This is a genomic window from Geomesophilobacter sediminis (assembly GCF_016458275.1).
GTDB classification, from domain to species: Bacteria; Desulfobacterota; Desulfuromonadia; order Geobacterales; family Geobacteraceae; genus Geomesophilobacter; species Geomesophilobacter sediminis.
In genome coordinates this window covers 327109-342104 of the sequence record NZ_JAEMHM010000001.1, presented here as the reverse complement: position 1 = coordinate 342104, position 14996 = coordinate 327109, and the positions used below count along the sequence as shown (strand labels likewise).

Here is a 14996-nt window from a genome sequence, read left to right as displayed (position 1 = left end):
GACCGTGATCGAGACCGTCGGCATAACCAAGACCTACAACCAGGGAAAGCCCAACGAGTACCGCGCGCTGCGCGAGGTGTCGGTCACCGTCGAGGCGGGAGAATTCGTCGTCATCAAGGGGCCGAGCGGTTCCGGCAAGACCACCCTGCTCACCCTGGTCGGCGGGATGGCGCGCCCAACCTCCGGGCGCATCTTCGTTTCCGGCCGGGAGATCTCGAGCCTCCCCGAGCGCTTTCTCACCGAAATCCGGCGCCAAAGCTTCGGCTTCGTCTTCCAGTCGCTGAACCTGATCCGGGGGCTGAGCGCGCTGGAGAACGTCATGGCCCCCGCCTACCCTTCCGGCGAGCCCCATACCCGGCTCAGGCGGCGCGCCCTGGAGCTTCTGGAGCGTTTCGGGCTCGCCGGCCGGGCCGGTGCGAAGGTGGAATGGCTCTCCGGCGGCGAGGCGCAGCGGGTCGCCATCGCCCGGGCCCTGGTGAACGACCCCGCCGCGATCATCGCCGACGAGCCGACCGCCCACCTGGACGGCGCGCTGGCCGCCGAATTCCTGGACCTGCTGGCGCAGTTGAACCTTCAGGGGAAGACGGTGCTGGTCACCAGCCACGACCCGCGGGTCTGGACCGGACGGGCGGTAAGCCGCGTGATCGAGCTGCGCGACGGGGCGGTGGTTTCTGCGGACGGCACGCCATGATCCTCGCCCCGAACGTCCTGGCGCTCCTGGTCGCCTCGGGAGCGACCGCGCTGCTGACCGCCCTGGCCGCCTGCCACGGGGTGGGAATCCTGCGCCACTGGGACCTCTCCAGCGGCAGCGAACGCCAGCTCGCCCTGGAGCGGCGCACCTACCTCACCTCCGCCCTGGTGGGGACCGTCCTCTCCTTCGAGCTCCTCTCGCTCTTTCTCTTCGTCTCCAGCGCGGACCGGATCGCGCCGCTTCTGATCGGGGCGATGTGCGCGGTGGGGACCCTTCAGGCGAACGGCTATGGATTCGCAACCCTCTACCTGAAGCTCGCGCTGTTTCTTTTGAGCGGCCTGTGGCTGGTACTGAACCACGCCGACAACCTCGTCCCGGACTACCCGCTGATCCGCCCCAAGTACCTCCTGCTCCTGGTCCTGGCGCCGCTGTCCGCGGCCGAGGCGGTGCTTGAGGCCCTGTTCTTCCTGCGCCTTAAGCCGGACGTCATCACCTCCTGCTGCGGCAGCCTCTTCAGCAGCGCGGCCGGCACGGAGACCGACCTGGCGGCGCTCCCCCCCCGGACCGCGCTCATCGCCCTGGTCGCGGCCGGAGCGGCGCTGCTGCTGTGCGCTTTCTGGACGGCACGCTCCCAGCGGCGTCTTGCCCCCCTTCTCCTCGGCGCCGCCGGCACGGTCCACTTCGCCGTCGCCCTCGCCGCCATCATTTCCGCGGTATCCCCTTACGTCTACGAGCTCCCCACCCACCACTGCCCGTTTTGCCTCCTGCAGCGCGAATACCGTTACGTCGGCTACCTGATCTACCCGGCGCTTCTGGCGGCGACCGTCACCAGCGTCGGCGTCGGGGCGCTGGCCGTCGGGCGCGCCGAAACCGCTGCGGGCGAGCTGCCGCGGTTCCGGCGCCGGCTCGCCCGCTGGACCATCGCGGCGGAACTTCTCTTCCTCGGGATCGTCGCCGCCTGCATCGCCACCTCGCAGCTCACCCTGCGCTAACCCTCCCTTCTTTGGCTGTAGGTACATTCCCGACATTTTTCGCCCGGCATTAAAGCAGTGGCCATGAGCTGCCGATAACGAACGTATTGCAACGGTTGCAGATTCCTGTCGCCGCGTCCCGGCGGCTCAGCCCGGTGCCCTCCTGCAATGCGGCTTTTCCCGGTTTCTCCGGGGTTGGCCCTGCCCCCACGCCCGACCGAGGGTCGCCGTGGGCGGGTATGTTTGAACCGCAACGGTGAACCATGAAGATCCTTAACACGAGGGCGGTCACCAACCTTCCGCTCAAGCAGAAGCTGACCCTGATGATCCTGGCGGGCTGCACGGTCACGCTGATCCTCGCGTCGCTGTTCTTCGTGATCCGGGAGGCGAGGCTCCTCTACTACGCCCAGCAGGAGGACCTGGTCTCTTTTGCCGACATGATCGTGAAGAACACCGCCTCCGCGGTCCTGTTCGACTACCCCCAGGAAGCCCAGGACACCATCCGCCCCCTCACGGTCAAATCGTCCATCCTCGCCGCGTACGTGGTCAGCCGGGACGGACGCATCTTCGCCCGGCACCTCGCGAAGGGGCGCGACACCACCCAGCTCCCCCTGGAACAGATTCCTCTCGGCGCGCCCCCCGCTACCGTTCTTTGCAAGGTCGAGCAGCTCAAGCTGAACGCCGCCCGCTCCTCGCTCACCGAAGGCTACTCCACCCTGACCCGCCCGATCAAGGTCGACGCCGAGGAGATCGGCACCGTCATCATTCACGGCAGCACCGATCACTTCTTCAGCAGCCTGCGCTCGACCCTGGTCACCTCGATCCTTTTCATGGCCGGTGCCTTCGCCACCGCCTTCTTTCTCTCCGCACAGATGCAGAAGACGATCTCGTCGCCGCTGCTCAACCTGGTGGGAACCATGCAGGAAGTGGCCGAGACCAGAAACTACGCCCTGCGCGCCGAAGCCCCGTCCCAGGACGAGATCGGGATGCTTTATCACGGCTTCAACCACATGCTCTGCGAGATCGAGGAGCGCAACCAGATTCTGAGGCAGCGCCAGGCGCACCTGGAACAGCTCGCCCACTACGACCCCCTGACCCGCCTCCCCAACCGGACCCTCTTCTACGACCGGCTGACCCAGGCCCTGCGCCATGCCGAGCGCCAAAAAAGCGAGCTCGCCGTTCTGTTCATCGACCTGGACCGGTTCAAGGACATCAACGACACCCGGGGGCACCGCACCGGCGACCTGCTGCTTTTGGGGGTCGCCCAGCGCCTCGGCAGGGTGGTGCGCGAGTGCGACACGGTGGCGCGGCTTGGGGGAGACGAGTTCACCCTCTTCGTGCAGAACATCGGCACCGCGGACCACGTCGCCCTGGTCGGGGCGAAGATCCTGGACCTCTTCGCCCTCCCCTTCTTGATGGGGGACGAGGAGGTTTACATCACCGCGAGCGTCGGGGCCACCCTGTTCCCGTACGACGGGCAGAGCGTGGATGAACTGCTCATGAATGCCGACATCGCGATGTACCATGCCAAGGACAGCGGCAAAAACGCCTTCCGCCTCTTCAACAAGAAAATGACCCAGAACGCCAGCGACCGCGTCTCGCTGCAGACCGACCTGCGGCTCGCGCTGGACCGCGGCGAACTCTTTTTGCACTACCAGCCCAAGGTCGACCTCGACAGCGGCCGGGTCACCGCGGTGGAGGCGCTTTTGCGCTGGAACCACCCGAAACTGGGGCTCGTGGCGCCGGACCGGTTCATCCCCCTGGCCGAGGAGAGCGGGATCATTACCGGCGTTACCGACTGGGTGCTCCGCAGCGCCACCCGGCAGGCCCGGCACTGGCAGGAGGTGGACCACCAGCCGATCCGGGTCGCGGTAAACCTCTCCCCGGTGCATTTCAAGCGGCAGGACGTGGAGCGGACCGTAGTCTCGGCGCTGGAAGAGACCGGACTCGACCCGCATCTTCTGGAGATCGAGATCACCGAGTCATCCCTGATGCAGAACAACGAATACACGAGAGAGGCGCTGGCCCAACTGCGGCGCGCCGGGATCACCGTATCCATCGACGATTTCGGCACCGGCTACTCCTCGCTGAGCTATCTGCACCGCTACCCGATCGACATCCTGAAGATCGACCGGACCTTCGTCTGGAACATGACCAAGAGCGAGGAGGACCGGGCCATCGTCGCCGCGATCATCGCGATGGCGGAGAGCCTCAAGCTGCAGGTGGTGGCCGAGGGGGTGGAAACGCTGGAGCAGCTGGAACTTTTGCGCCAGGAGGGGTGCCATGCGGTCCAGGGGTATCTGATCTCGCGACCGGTAGTCGCCGAGGAGGTGGAGAAGTTTTTCACCGGGAAGGTCGAGCTGGCGGCAGGGTGAGCGCTTGGCGCGGCAGGAGCGCCAAAAGGGCTTCCCCCGGATCGGGGGAAGCCCTTTTTTTTGGTGCGGTTGCCGCCGGGTCGGATCGGTCTCAGAGTTGATTGAGGGGGACAGGCACCTTCGGAGCCAGTCCCCGGGACCGCTACTGCAGGCCGATCACCTCGGCGAGCGCCTCGGCCATCGCCGCCATGGTGAACGGCTTGGGGACCGCGGCCTTGAAGCCGTACTCCTTGTGGGAGCCGACGATGGGGTCGCTGTTGTAACCGCTGGAGACGATGGCCCGCACCGCCGGATCGAGCGCCCGGATCCGCGCGATCGCCTCCACGCCCCCCATCCCGCCGGCAATGGTGAGGTCCATGATCACCGCGGCAAAGGGCTCGTCGTTTGCCAGCGCCGCACGGTAGAGCTCGATCGCCTGCTCCCCGTCGTTGCAGGTGCAGCACTGGTAGCCGAGCATCTCCAGCATCTCCTCGGCAACCTCCCGGATGATCGGCTCGTCGTCCATCACCAGCACGCGCCCCCGTCCGGTCCGGATCTGGCGGTCCGGCGCCGCCGCCACGACCGCGACGCTGCGGTCCGAGGCAGGCAGGTAGACGGTAAAGGTGGACCCGCACAGGGGGCCGGAAGCGATCTCGATCTGGCCGCCGTGGCGGGTGACGATGGAGTGGACCATGGCGAGACCGAGCCCGGTCCCGGTCTCCTTGGTGGTGAAGTAGGGGTCGAAGATGCGGTTGATGCACTCGGGCGGGATGCCGACCCCTTCGTCAGCGACGCTGATGCAGACGTAGCGCCCGGCGGGAAGGTGGTGCGCCGGGGCGGTAAATTCCTGGTTGCCGATCGCGATCCGGATGATCCCCCCCGCGGGCATCGCCTGGTCGGCGTTGATCACGAGGTTGCTGATCACCTGGCTCAGTTGCCCGACGTCCACCTCGGCATCCCACACCCCTTCCGCGATATGGAAGCGGCAGGCCACCTTGGCACCCCTCAGCGCGAACTCCGCCGAATCCTTCACGATGTCCGCGATGGAGACCAGCTGCTTGACCGGGGCTCCCCCCTTGGCAAAGGTCAGAAGCTGCCGGGTGAGCTCGCGCGCCCCTTCGGCGGATTGGAGCGCCCGCTTGATCAGGGAGCTGTTGTCGGCCTCCCCCTTGGCCACGGCCATGGAGAGGTTGGCGATCACTCCGGTCAAAAGGTTGTTGAAATCATGGGCGATACCGCCGGCCAGGACCCCCAGCGATTCGAGCTTGTGGTTGCGCAACATCTCCTCCTGCATGCGACGATGTTCGGTAATGTCCTCCACGGCGATGATGGCACACGCCCCGCCGGAAACCGTGATCGGCTCCACGCTCGTCTTGAGCCAGAGGGTCTCGCGGCGCTCCCCCTGCCGCCGGATCAGGCTCAGCTCGATGCCGTAGCAGCCCCGGCGCGACTGCATCACCTCGCACACCAGTTGGCGCAGACGGCACTCACCGCAGTGCTGGGTCTCGCCGCAGCACCCTTCCGAATCGAAGAAGGCGCAGCCGAAGGCGGCCCCGGGCGAACCACCGGAGAGCCCGCCGGAAGGGCGCCGGGTGATCGCCTCCAGGGCCCGGTTCGCGTCGAGGACCCGGACCTCCTGGTCCACGATGAGCATGCCGACCGGCGCGGCCTCGAAAATGGCCCGCGCGTTGTCCCGTTCGGTGGAGGCAAGGGCCTCCGCCGTCTGCCGGTGGGCGATTTCCTCCTCCAGCATGGTGTTGTTCATGAAGAGCTCCTGCTCCAGGACCAGCCGGTGCCGGATCTCCTCCTCCAGTTCGTGCAGGCGCTTTTGGAGCAGCGGGTAGTAGCTCTTGCGGGTCGACTGCTCCCCGAGCCGGGCGATCTGGCTGTGAAGCGCCTCCCAATCCACCCTTGGATCAAAGAGCTGCGACATAGATAGCCTCGATTTCCCCGCGCGACGGCTGGCGGGGATTGGTCACCATGCAAGGATCCTGCATCGCGTTGGCGGCCAGCCGGGGGATCATCTCCCGCGTCACCCCCCGGTCGGCAAGGCTCCCCACGATCCCCGCCCGGGCCCTGAGGGCGTGGATGGCGGAGGTCAGCGCGGCGCGGACCGCCCCGTCGGTCATCTCAACGAGATCGATCCCCATCGCTTCGGCGATGCGCCGGCAGCGCTGCGGACAGGCGGGATAGTTGAAGGCGACGACGTGTTCCAGAAGCTGGGCGTTGCAGTCGCCGTGGGGGCTGTCCAGCAAGCCGCCCAGGCTGTGGGCCATGGCATGGACCGCGCCGAGACTCCCGTTGGAAAACGCCATTCCGGCGTGGGTGCTGGCGAGCATCATCGCTTCGCGCTGCTCGAGGTTATCCGGCTGGGCCAGGACCTTGGGGAGGTGCCGGGACACGAGCCGGATCGCCTCCAGGGCATGGAGATCGGTGAGCGGGGAGCCTCCGGTGGAGACGTACGCCTCGATGGCGTGGACCAGCGCGTCGATGCCGGTGCAGGCGGTGAGGCTGCGATCCATGGTGGTGGTCGTGAGGGGATCGATGAGGGCGAGGTCGGGAACGAGCGCCTTGCTGACGATGGCAACCTTGCGCTGCTCTTGGGTCGCGCTGATGATGGCGAACTGGGAGATGTCCGCCGCGGTCCCGGCGGTGGTTGGAATGCAGATCAGGGGAGGCATGGGAAGAGGGACCCGGTCGATCCCCTCGAAGTCGAGGATGTGGCCGCCGTTGGAGCAGACGATGCCGATCCCTTTGGCACAGTCGATCGGGCTGCCGCCGCCGACCGCGACGATCCCGTCGCAGGCGGCGGCGCGGTAGCAATCGGCCCCCGCCATGACCTCCCGGTCCTTGGGGTTGGAGCTGACGGCGTTGAAGAGCTCGGCCTCGATACCGGATTTCCCGAGGCAGCCGATGACCCCTTCGGTCCACCCCGCCTCGGTCACCCCGGGATCGGAGACCAGGAGCACCCGCTTCAGGCCGAACCGCTTCGCGTACCCGTCAACCAGGGCAAACGAGCCGTTGCCGAAGATCATCTCCGGGACCACGAATTTGCGAAAGGAAATCGAATCCATGCGGCCCCCAAACCATTACCATTTCGTTACCGCATATTAAAACGGCATTTCACAAAATGGTAGTAATTTTTTTCTCATAATCACCAAGGATTCCGAAGCCGTGTTACCGGACCAAGAGCCCTGGCTATTCTGCCATTGCCGCCACCCAGACCTTACCGGAACGTAATCCGGGCCACTCGCTGCGAGGCCGCGTTTTCACGGAGCCACCACCCTACCTATCGGCAAAAATGTAACAAAGTTTTGCAATATTTGATTTTCGCGAGGAGATGGTGCTGGGAAACGGCATTAACGGCGGGACAGCGGTTGGGCCGGAGAAGGTGACCCGCCCCGGAAGACGCAAAAAAAGCGGCCTCCCCGGAGGGAAGTGCCGCTTCGTTTTGCCGCCCAAAGCTGCGCGGAAAGAGTGTCGTGCCGACAGAAAGGACGGGAGGCCTTTTCACTGTGGGAGCGCCATTTCTGGCGCGATCCGCCGCAGGCGGTGATTTCAGATAATCGCGACCGCAATGTCGCGCCTACGCGTGAGTCACTTCCAAACCGCCGGCAGCGTGGGCCGCCGGCGCGGCGCCGTTTCGCTCCCTGACGATGCCCGGGATCTGTTCGGGGGGGACCGGCCGGCAGTGCAGGTATCCCTGGACGTAGCTGCAGCCGATCTCCTCGAGGATCCGCTGCTGGTCGGGATGCTCCACCCCTTCCGCCACGGTCACCATGTTGAGGTTGTTGGCGAGGTCCACCACCGACTGCGCGATGGCCCGGTCGCTGGAGTTGTGGGAGAGATCCTTGACGAAGGAGCGGTCGATCTTCAAAACCGTCACCGGGAAGTTTTTCAGGTAGCTGAGCGAAGAGTAGCCCACGCCGAAATCGTCGATGGCGATGTTGCATTTCAGCCCGCGCAGCCGCTCCAGAATCCGGGTCACCTCCTCGGGCTTGTCCACCAGCGAACTCTCGGTCAGCTCGAGCTCGAGCTGCTCCGGCACGATCCCGGTCTCTTCGATGATCGCCTGGACCGTCTCGATGAGGTGCGGCGATTTGAGCTGCACCGCGGAGATGTTCACCGCCAGGCACAGGTCGAGCCCCTGTTCCCGCCAGGCAACCTGCTGCCGGCAGGCGGTCCGCAGCACCCACTCGCCGATCGGCATGATCAGCCGGCTCTCCTCGGCAAGCGGAATGAAGCGGTCCGGCGTCACCGCCCCGAGCTCTTCGCTATTCCAGCGCAAAAGCGCCTCCACCCCGATGATCCGGCCGTCCCCGTTGCTGATCTTGGGCTGATAGTGAAGCGACAGCTCGTTCTTTTCCATGGCATGCTGCAGGGCATGGACCAGCTGGATCCGCTCGTGCGAGGAGCGGTTCAACTCCTCAGAGAACATCCGGAAGGTGTTCTTCCCCTCGTCCTTCGCGTTGTAGAGGGCGATGTCGGCGTCGCGCTCCAGGGTTCCGGTGTCCTCGGCATCCTTGGGGTAAAGGGCGATACCGATGCTCGCGGTCACCAGAAGCTCGCGCCCGTCCAGCACCAGCGGCGCGGCCGTCGCCGCGAGGAGGCGCTCCACGATGAGGGTGACGTCGATGGGATGGTTGATGTCGTGCAGGACGATGGCGAACTCGTCGCCCCCCATCCGGCAGACCACGTCGTCCTCCCGGATGATGGCGGCGTAGCGCGTGGCGATCACCTTCAACACGCTGTCCCCGGCGGAATGCCCGAGGCTGTCGTTGATGTTCTTGAAGTTGTCGACGTCGATGTACAAAAGGGCAAAGGAGGTGCGTTGCCGCCGGCAGCGCACCAGGGCGAGATCGAGCCGCTCCCGCAAAAGGCGCCGGTTCGGCAGGGTGGTAAGGGGATCGTAGTAGGCCAGACGGTGCTTTTCCGCCTCGTTGCGGCTGATCTCCCGGATCCGCTCGTCCAGGGAGAGCGTCATGTCGTCGAAGGAACGGGCCAGCCGGCCGATCTCGTCGCCGGTGTAGGGAAGCCCGCTGCGCGCCGAAAGATCCCCCTCTTCGACCCGCTCGGTCGCCTCGACCAGCTGCTGCAGGGGCGCGGCCAGGTACCGTCCGCCGATGATCCGGCTCAAATACAGGGTGAGCCCGGTGGCGATCAGAAAGACCGCCAGGGAGATCTCCATCGCCCGCCGGGTGTTGGCGGTGGCAACCGCCTCGGGGATGGACACGCGGATGTAGAGATAGGGCGGGTCGGCGGGGGAGAGGCGCAGCCTCTTGTAGGCAAAGTGCCGCCGAGTACCGTCCATCCCGACACCGGAGAGGACCCCTTCCTCGTTCACTCCGATCATGTGGCGACGCAGCTCCGACTTGTCGATCTGGCCGTTCAGGTCTTCCAGGGCAAGCTTCGAAAACCGGAACAGCACCTTGCCGTTGTGGTCGGTGAGATTGAGGATGGAGCCGAACGGGAGATCCTGGGTCGTGAAGATATTGCGGAAGCTCGCCATGTTGTAGGCGGCGTAGAGGACCAGGTCGACGTCGCCGCGCCTGTCCAGAACGGGAAGGGCGAAGTGGAGGGTAACCGTCTTCTGTATGGAACGGCTGACGCTGTATTCTCCGGCGCTGAAGCGCTTGGTGCGGACCGCATCCCGGAAATACTTGCGGTCGCCGATGGTATAGGCGATCGGCAACGGCTGCTTCAAACCGGTGGCGATGATGTTGCCGTAGCGGTCGGCCACGCCGACGTTGAGGCTGGACGGGCTTTTTTCCAATATCAGGTTCAGGATTTTGGAGCTTCCGGCGGCGTCCTTACGCCGGATTTCCGGGTACTGGGAGAGGGCGATCAGGAGGCTGCGCATCCCCTCGACCTGGGCGGTGTGCTCGAAGGCGATCGATTGCACCGCGGAGAGGACCGAGTGTTCGGCGGCGTTGCGTTTGTCGAGGTACTGGCTACCGAGAAAGTAGAGGAAAACCAGGAAGATCGGGATCCCGGACAGCAACATGATCAGGAGCAATTTAGCTCTGATCGACAGGTTCTGGAAAAACGACATTACAAGCTCCAGGTTGATGATTGCCTGAGCCGATTCGGCGCCGACAGGCGGTTTTCTGCCTTATCCTATTCTTCGGAGTCTTGTAGGGAATCTTTAACAGTAAATGCCCACCGCTCCCCAAAAACCTTCATCCTGGAGTTCTGGAGCGTCAGGGATCCGTATGCCGGAAAGGATCAGGCGAGGCATTACCTCCCCCCTTTGGGAAGGTTTTTTCGGGAATTCCGGAGAGGTGCTTCCTTGAAGGACTAGGCGAGGCATTACGTTCCCCCCTTTGCGACGGGGGGCAGGGGGGATTTGCCCTTTGTTGTCCACCGCTTGGCTCCCGTCGGCAAGGGGGGCACGGTTGGATCAGCCCGAGCCGCGGCCTATCCGCCGTACAGAGGATCGGTCATGAACTGCCGACGCAGCTGCTCGTCGGGGTTTTGCTCGTAGAATTCCTCCTCGGCAAAGGAAAAGCGGTATCCGGAGACGTAGTCGATCAGCAACCGGTAGGCGGCGTTTACCCTCCGGATCATCTCCGGCTCCTCCTGCGAGCCGGTATCCGGGTGATACCGCTTCACCAGTTCCTTGTGGCGGGCCTTTATTTCTTCGAGCGAGGCCCGTTCCTCCAGCCCGAACACCCGACACGCCTCCTGCAGATCAGAAAAGGTCATGATCTCCTCCCCGCCGCGGATGGGGCCACCTCGCCCGCGCCATCCGCCCTTCCGCCCTCTTCCCGCCTGGCGGCAGCCTCGCCCCAGCGCACGGTCAGTACCTTGGTCCGCTCCGCACAGCGCCAGCGGTGGTAGATCCCCTCCCCCCAGGCGACGAAATCCCCCTGCCGCCGGAGCACCACGCGCTCCACGCCGGCATCGGGGTGGAAGTCGGGGTCGGTACTGAAATCGACCTCGAAGCAGCCGTCGGAAACGAGGATGGAGATGGTCCTTCCCTCGCTCACCGGTTTCGGCCCGCTCTCCTGGGACTCGGGGTGGTCGTACCACTTGATGCACAACCCGGCGAGCGGCTGATCCTTGGGGACATGCAGCAGATCCGATCCCGGCAGGACGGTCCAGTCCCCGAAACCGACAAACCAGCCGGTGCCGCGGGTATCTGCGTCCTGGGCATTTCCCTTGAGAATGTTCACGGTTACTCCTGTCGAGGCCCATACCGGGCCATTTCCCTATTCCACCGGGGTACTTCTGGATGAACGCCCGACGCATCAGGAATCAAGATGCTGTTGTCATTGCCCACCGTTGGTCGACGCGGCTAGAGTACCGGCGCCCATGGGTATTTCGCCAGCACCACACCTTGGCGGGAATGGTCCTTCGATCATTCCCGCACCCTCCGGGGGAAAATAAATATTGCAGTAAAAAAGCAACTGTGGCAAACGAATAGCGTGACGATTTGACAAGCAGTATCCGGAAGGCAGGAGTGTACATGGATCCCAGGGAATTAAACAAGGCGATGGCCGCCCACGGAGTATGGAAAGTTCGTTTGCGGGAGGCTATTGCCAACGGCACCAGCGAGTTCGATCCCTTCACGGTATCGCAGGACCACGAATGTGAGTTCGGCAAGTGGCTTTATCGTATTCCCGATGCGGACCGGCCGCCCGCGTTTTGGGAAAAGGTAAAGGAGCTGCACGAGCAGTTCCATCGGGAAGCGGGGCGAATCCTGCACCTGGCCCTTTCCGGCAAGGGCGAGGAGGCGCTGGCCCGGGTCAGTGACCTCAGGGGGGATTTCGTGCAGACCTCGATCGAGCTGACCAACACCCTGCAGGCCTGGAAAGAAGCGGCATCAGCCGGGTAAAAAAAAAGCCTCTCGTGTGAGAGGCGAACTTCGGTAAGTACCCAAGGAGAAGCCGCCCGCATGAGCAGCGAGCGGGACAGGGGACCAGCGGCTAACCTTCGTGAATGTTTGCTTTGACCCGTGCAATAAGGTCCGGAGTCACCTGGTTGATACCATGTTCTTTGGCGTGAACGGCTACCTGATCCAGTATTTCCTTTTCCGTCTCACCACGAGCGACAAACTTGCAGTTGCTGGACGGATCGACTTGACTGCATTCCAGTACCTTTGACATATATCCTCCCTCGATCTCTCTTCATGCTCTACCTTTTCATTTTACCTTTTATGTCCAAGCGATAGCAACGACCACCGCGGCGCCGGCACTCGCGGAGAGACCCATCGAATGACGCCCCGGCAAGCCTCCCTGGTGGGAGCGCCCTTCCAGGCGCGACCAACGCTGGAAGACCGCTTCTGGAACGGCGCTTTCACCGAGAGAAGCCGGCTTTCGGAAAAGGCCAACGAGTTTATTGTCGTAATTTTGCGCGGTTATCGCTATCCTGAAAAAATGAAAACAAAAGCTCTCATTGCATCACTGGTCCTGTTCTCTCTCTCGGGGGGCACCTCGGCCTTCGCCCTTGGGGGGGCCGAAAAGTTCGTCTACGACGTGCACTGGGGTGCCATCAAGGCGGGTATCGCGGTTCAGGAGGTGACGCCGCAGGGGGACGAGCTCCGGATCGTGAATACCATCCGCTCCAACGGGTTCGTTTCCACCTTCTTCTCCATCGACGACCGGCAGGAGTCGATCATGTCCCGGGAAGAAAACCGTTTCGGCTTGCCCCGGCTTTTCAAGGAGAACATCAAGGAAGGGAAATACCGGGCCCGCAAGGAAGCCCGCTTCAACCACGCCAACCTGACTGCCGAAAGCACCGACCTTTTGCACCAGACGGAAAAGGCCGACCCGATCACCGCGCGGACCTACGACAGCCTCTCCAGCATCTACTTCATCCGTTCCTGCGATCTCGAGCCGAGAAGATCCATAACCTTCGACCTCTACGACTTCAAGCACCTGTGGAAGACCGAAGTACGGGTGATCAAACGGGAAGAAGTGAAGACCCCGCTCGGAAAATTCAAGACGGTCATGGTGACGTCCCAGCTCAGGTCCAACGGGAGCACCTCCAAGGTGGGCAACACCACCTTCTGGTTCACCGACGACAGCCGCCGGATTCCGGTGAAGATCGCGACCCAGCTCAAGGTCGGCGAGGTAACCCTGACCCTGGTGGGCGGAAACTTCGACAAGGAAGGGTAGCGGGCACCAAAAGGGGACTGGCTCCGCAGGTGCCTGTCCCCCTCCCCCCTTTGTCCCCCTCCCCCGTCGGAATAAAATAGGCCCGCGGCTTCAATGCGCCGCGGGCCTTGCTGTTTTCCAATAAGTGGCACTTGGCACCGCTGCCGAAATCGGTCAGCACGTGATCCGGCCGGTCATTTCCGATCCACGCACGAGGGATACGGTGCGGCTTCGCCGGGAACGCGGTCGCAAACCCGGATCGGCTCCAACTGCTTCAATCTCTCCCCCCACTTTTCCTTGTCCAGGGAAAGCGGCGCGGCAGCGGGGGCGGTTCTTTCGGACCACTGGATCGTGTAGAAGTCCTGCCCCCCCTTGATGACGACGACCAGGGCGGACTCGCTGTGCGGGCTCCCGGAACCATCGGCAGTTCCACACCCCAGGATCACTTCAAAGGCATCGCGCCCGTCGACTTTAGCCTCACCCAATACCGCGGCACTGAACGTGGTCGGGCAGTGTTTCCGGTACCCGCCCGCCAGCGATTCGGCAAACACCCTGGGGGTGATCCTGTCGCTCGCGCCGAACCCCTTGTAACCGGTCACCGTGATCATTTCGGTCCAGTTATCGACCGTTTCTCCACTTTTCACCGCCTCCTGGATATATTGCGAGGGATTGGCTTTTTCGTAGACCGGAGCGAACCCGGCCGGATAGCTGAAGCCCACGAGATGCGTAAATACCGGCCGGATGCTGCCGACGGATTGGTTCGACGGCAGCGCCGGCTGCCCCGCGGGATTCGGGCCGGCTTCGGGCCGCGCCCCCCCTTCCGGGACATTGTCCTGCGCAAAACCGGGTTGCACCAAAGAGAAGATCAATACCAGGACCAGCAAGGCCTTTCCCATTACATCCTCCTGTCATTTCAGTAGCTTCAAACGCCGCAGCGTCACATTGTCTAAAGCGCGGAGTGTACTCATTGCAGAAGACGAACGCAAGACGGAAAGAGCGAACGAGCCGGCCTGAGCTACCCGACCCGCCTACGCCTCAGGTTATTCCTCGTCCCCAAAGTCCACCTTGGGAAGGGACTGTTTATTTTCTTCAAAGCTCCGGCTTTGCAATGAGGAAGCTGATTAGCGTCAATCTGCATACCCGACGACAGTGACCTCCCTCTCCCTGCGGGAGAGGGTCGGGGAGAGGGAAATCACCACGAAGAGCCTTCCCACACCCGCCTTCCGGGCCCCCTCTCGGCCCTATTCCCGATGCAGGAAGGTATTGAATCCCTCTTCCGGTGCGGGCGGGACGAAATACCGCGTGATCGCATCGAAGGCTTCCTCGCTGACGGTGAACGGATGGCAACCGGATGCGTTGCGTTCCCGCAGGCGGGCCTTGCAGGTTGCATCGGGCACCTCGAGATAGTGAAGCTCGTGGGCGACGCCGGCCTTATCGAAAATGCCCTTGGCCCACTGCCGGAAGGCCAGCGTGTTCGCCGGAAAATCCAGTACCACCGACACCCCCCGCTTTAGCAGCACGACAAGGTGGTCACCGAGGACGTCGCGCAGCATCCCGGTACAGCGCACGTAGTCGGCAAGGTCATGAATCTGGTCGCGGTACAGCCGGGCAAGCCAATCGTCTTCATCGATCAGGATGCTTTCGTGTTTATCGGCGAGGTTTCGGGCAAGAGTGGACTTTCCGGATCCGGCTTTGCCGCACACCAGGTACAGCATCGGCTTCGCTGCCGAAGGGAGTGCCGCGCCACCGGCAGCGCCGCCGGGAGAGGATTCGTAATGGGACATGAGGTACGCTCCTTTGATGGAAGTAGCCCCGGGAAGCGGAAACAAAAAGACCCGCCTCCAGGGGCGGGTCTTTTTAATGTATGAGCGTCGTTACCAAC

General features: G+C 63.5%; 13 protein-coding genes. 5 read left to right on the top strand and 8 right to left on the bottom strand.

What is annotated here, in order from left to right; all coding sequences use genetic code 11:
• Window positions 1-4: 4 nt before the first annotated feature.
• From JFN93_RS01415 to JFN93_RS01405, 3 genes are all read left to right on the top strand, one after another.
• Window positions 5-691 carry an ABC transporter ATP-binding protein gene (locus tag JFN93_RS01415; protein WP_199382187.1) on the top strand — a complete coding sequence of 229 codons (687 nt, stop codon included), beginning with the start codon at window positions 5-7 and terminating at the stop codon, window positions 689-691.
• Window positions 688-1683, top strand: a complete 996-nt coding sequence (locus JFN93_RS01410) for a hypothetical protein (RefSeq protein ID WP_199382186.1) — start codon at window positions 688-690, stop codon at window positions 1681-1683. The genes JFN93_RS01415 and JFN93_RS01410 overlap by 4 nt, the downstream gene beginning before the upstream one ends.
• A 242-nt stretch (window positions 1684-1925) precedes the next feature.
• A complete protein-coding gene (locus JFN93_RS01405) occupies window positions 1926-4037 on the top strand; it encodes a putative bifunctional diguanylate cyclase/phosphodiesterase (RefSeq protein ID WP_199382185.1) in 2112 nt (703 codons plus the stop codon).
• Between the two features lie 142 nt (window positions 4038-4179).
• Here the strand turns inward: JFN93_RS01405 and JFN93_RS01400 are convergent, their stop codons facing one another.
• The 5 genes from JFN93_RS01400 to JFN93_RS01380 form a co-directional block, all read right to left on the bottom strand.
• Complete coding sequence (locus JFN93_RS01400; protein WP_199382184.1) at window positions 4180-5949, bottom strand: hybrid sensor histidine kinase/response regulator; 1770 nt, start codon at window positions 5947-5949, stop codon at window positions 4180-4182.
• On the bottom strand, window positions 5933-7090 hold the full coding sequence (ercA, locus tag JFN93_RS01395) for an alcohol dehydrogenase-like regulatory protein ErcA (RefSeq protein WP_199382183.1): 1158 nt from the start codon (window positions 7088-7090) through the stop codon (window positions 5933-5935). The genes JFN93_RS01400 and ercA overlap by 17 nt, the downstream gene beginning before the upstream one ends.
• A 512-nt stretch (window positions 7091-7602) precedes the next feature.
• A complete protein-coding gene (locus JFN93_RS01390; protein WP_199382182.1) occupies window positions 7603-10068 on the bottom strand; it encodes a bifunctional diguanylate cyclase/phosphodiesterase in 2466 nt (821 codons plus the stop codon).
• A 365-nt stretch (window positions 10069-10433) separates the two neighbouring features.
• On the bottom strand, window positions 10434-10721 hold the full coding sequence (locus JFN93_RS01385) for a J domain-containing protein (RefSeq protein ID WP_199382181.1): 288 nt from the start codon (window positions 10719-10721) through the stop codon (window positions 10434-10436).
• A complete protein-coding gene (locus JFN93_RS01380) occupies window positions 10718-11191 on the bottom strand; it encodes a hypothetical protein (protein WP_199382180.1) in 474 nt (157 codons plus the stop codon). The genes JFN93_RS01385 and JFN93_RS01380 overlap by 4 nt, the downstream gene beginning before the upstream one ends.
• 293 nt (window positions 11192-11484) lie before the next feature.
• On the opposite strand from JFN93_RS01380, the gene JFN93_RS01375 reads away from it, so the two are divergent.
• Window positions 11485-11853: a CZB domain-containing protein gene (locus JFN93_RS01375; RefSeq protein ID WP_199382179.1), complete on the top strand. Its 369-nt coding sequence runs from the start codon at window positions 11485-11487 to the stop codon at window positions 11851-11853.
• 91 nt (window positions 11854-11944) lie between these two features.
• On the opposite strand, the gene JFN93_RS01370 is transcribed toward JFN93_RS01375, so the two are convergent.
• On the bottom strand, window positions 11945-12124 hold the full coding sequence (locus JFN93_RS01370; RefSeq protein WP_199382178.1) for a DUF1059 domain-containing protein: 180 nt from the start codon (window positions 12122-12124) through the stop codon (window positions 11945-11947).
• A gap of 108 nt (window positions 12125-12232) precedes the next feature.
• Here JFN93_RS01370 and JFN93_RS01365 point away from each other — a divergent pair, with 108 nt between their 5' ends.
• Window positions 12233-13135, top strand: a complete 903-nt coding sequence (locus tag JFN93_RS01365; protein ID WP_236021474.1) for a DUF3108 domain-containing protein — start codon at window positions 12233-12235, stop codon at window positions 13133-13135.
• Window positions 13136-13308: 173 nt separating this feature from the next.
• Here the strand turns inward: JFN93_RS01365 and JFN93_RS01360 are convergent, their stop codons facing one another.
• Window positions 13309-14010 (bottom strand): hypothetical protein, encoded by a 702-nt coding sequence (locus JFN93_RS01360; protein WP_199382177.1) that lies wholly within the window; start codon window positions 14008-14010, stop codon window positions 13309-13311.
• 345 nt (window positions 14011-14355) lie between these two features.
• Window positions 14356-14898 carry an AAA family ATPase gene (locus tag JFN93_RS01355; protein ID WP_199382176.1) on the bottom strand — a complete coding sequence of 181 codons (543 nt, stop codon included), beginning with the start codon at window positions 14896-14898 and terminating at the stop codon, window positions 14356-14358.
• Window positions 14899-14996: the final 98 nt, after the last annotated feature.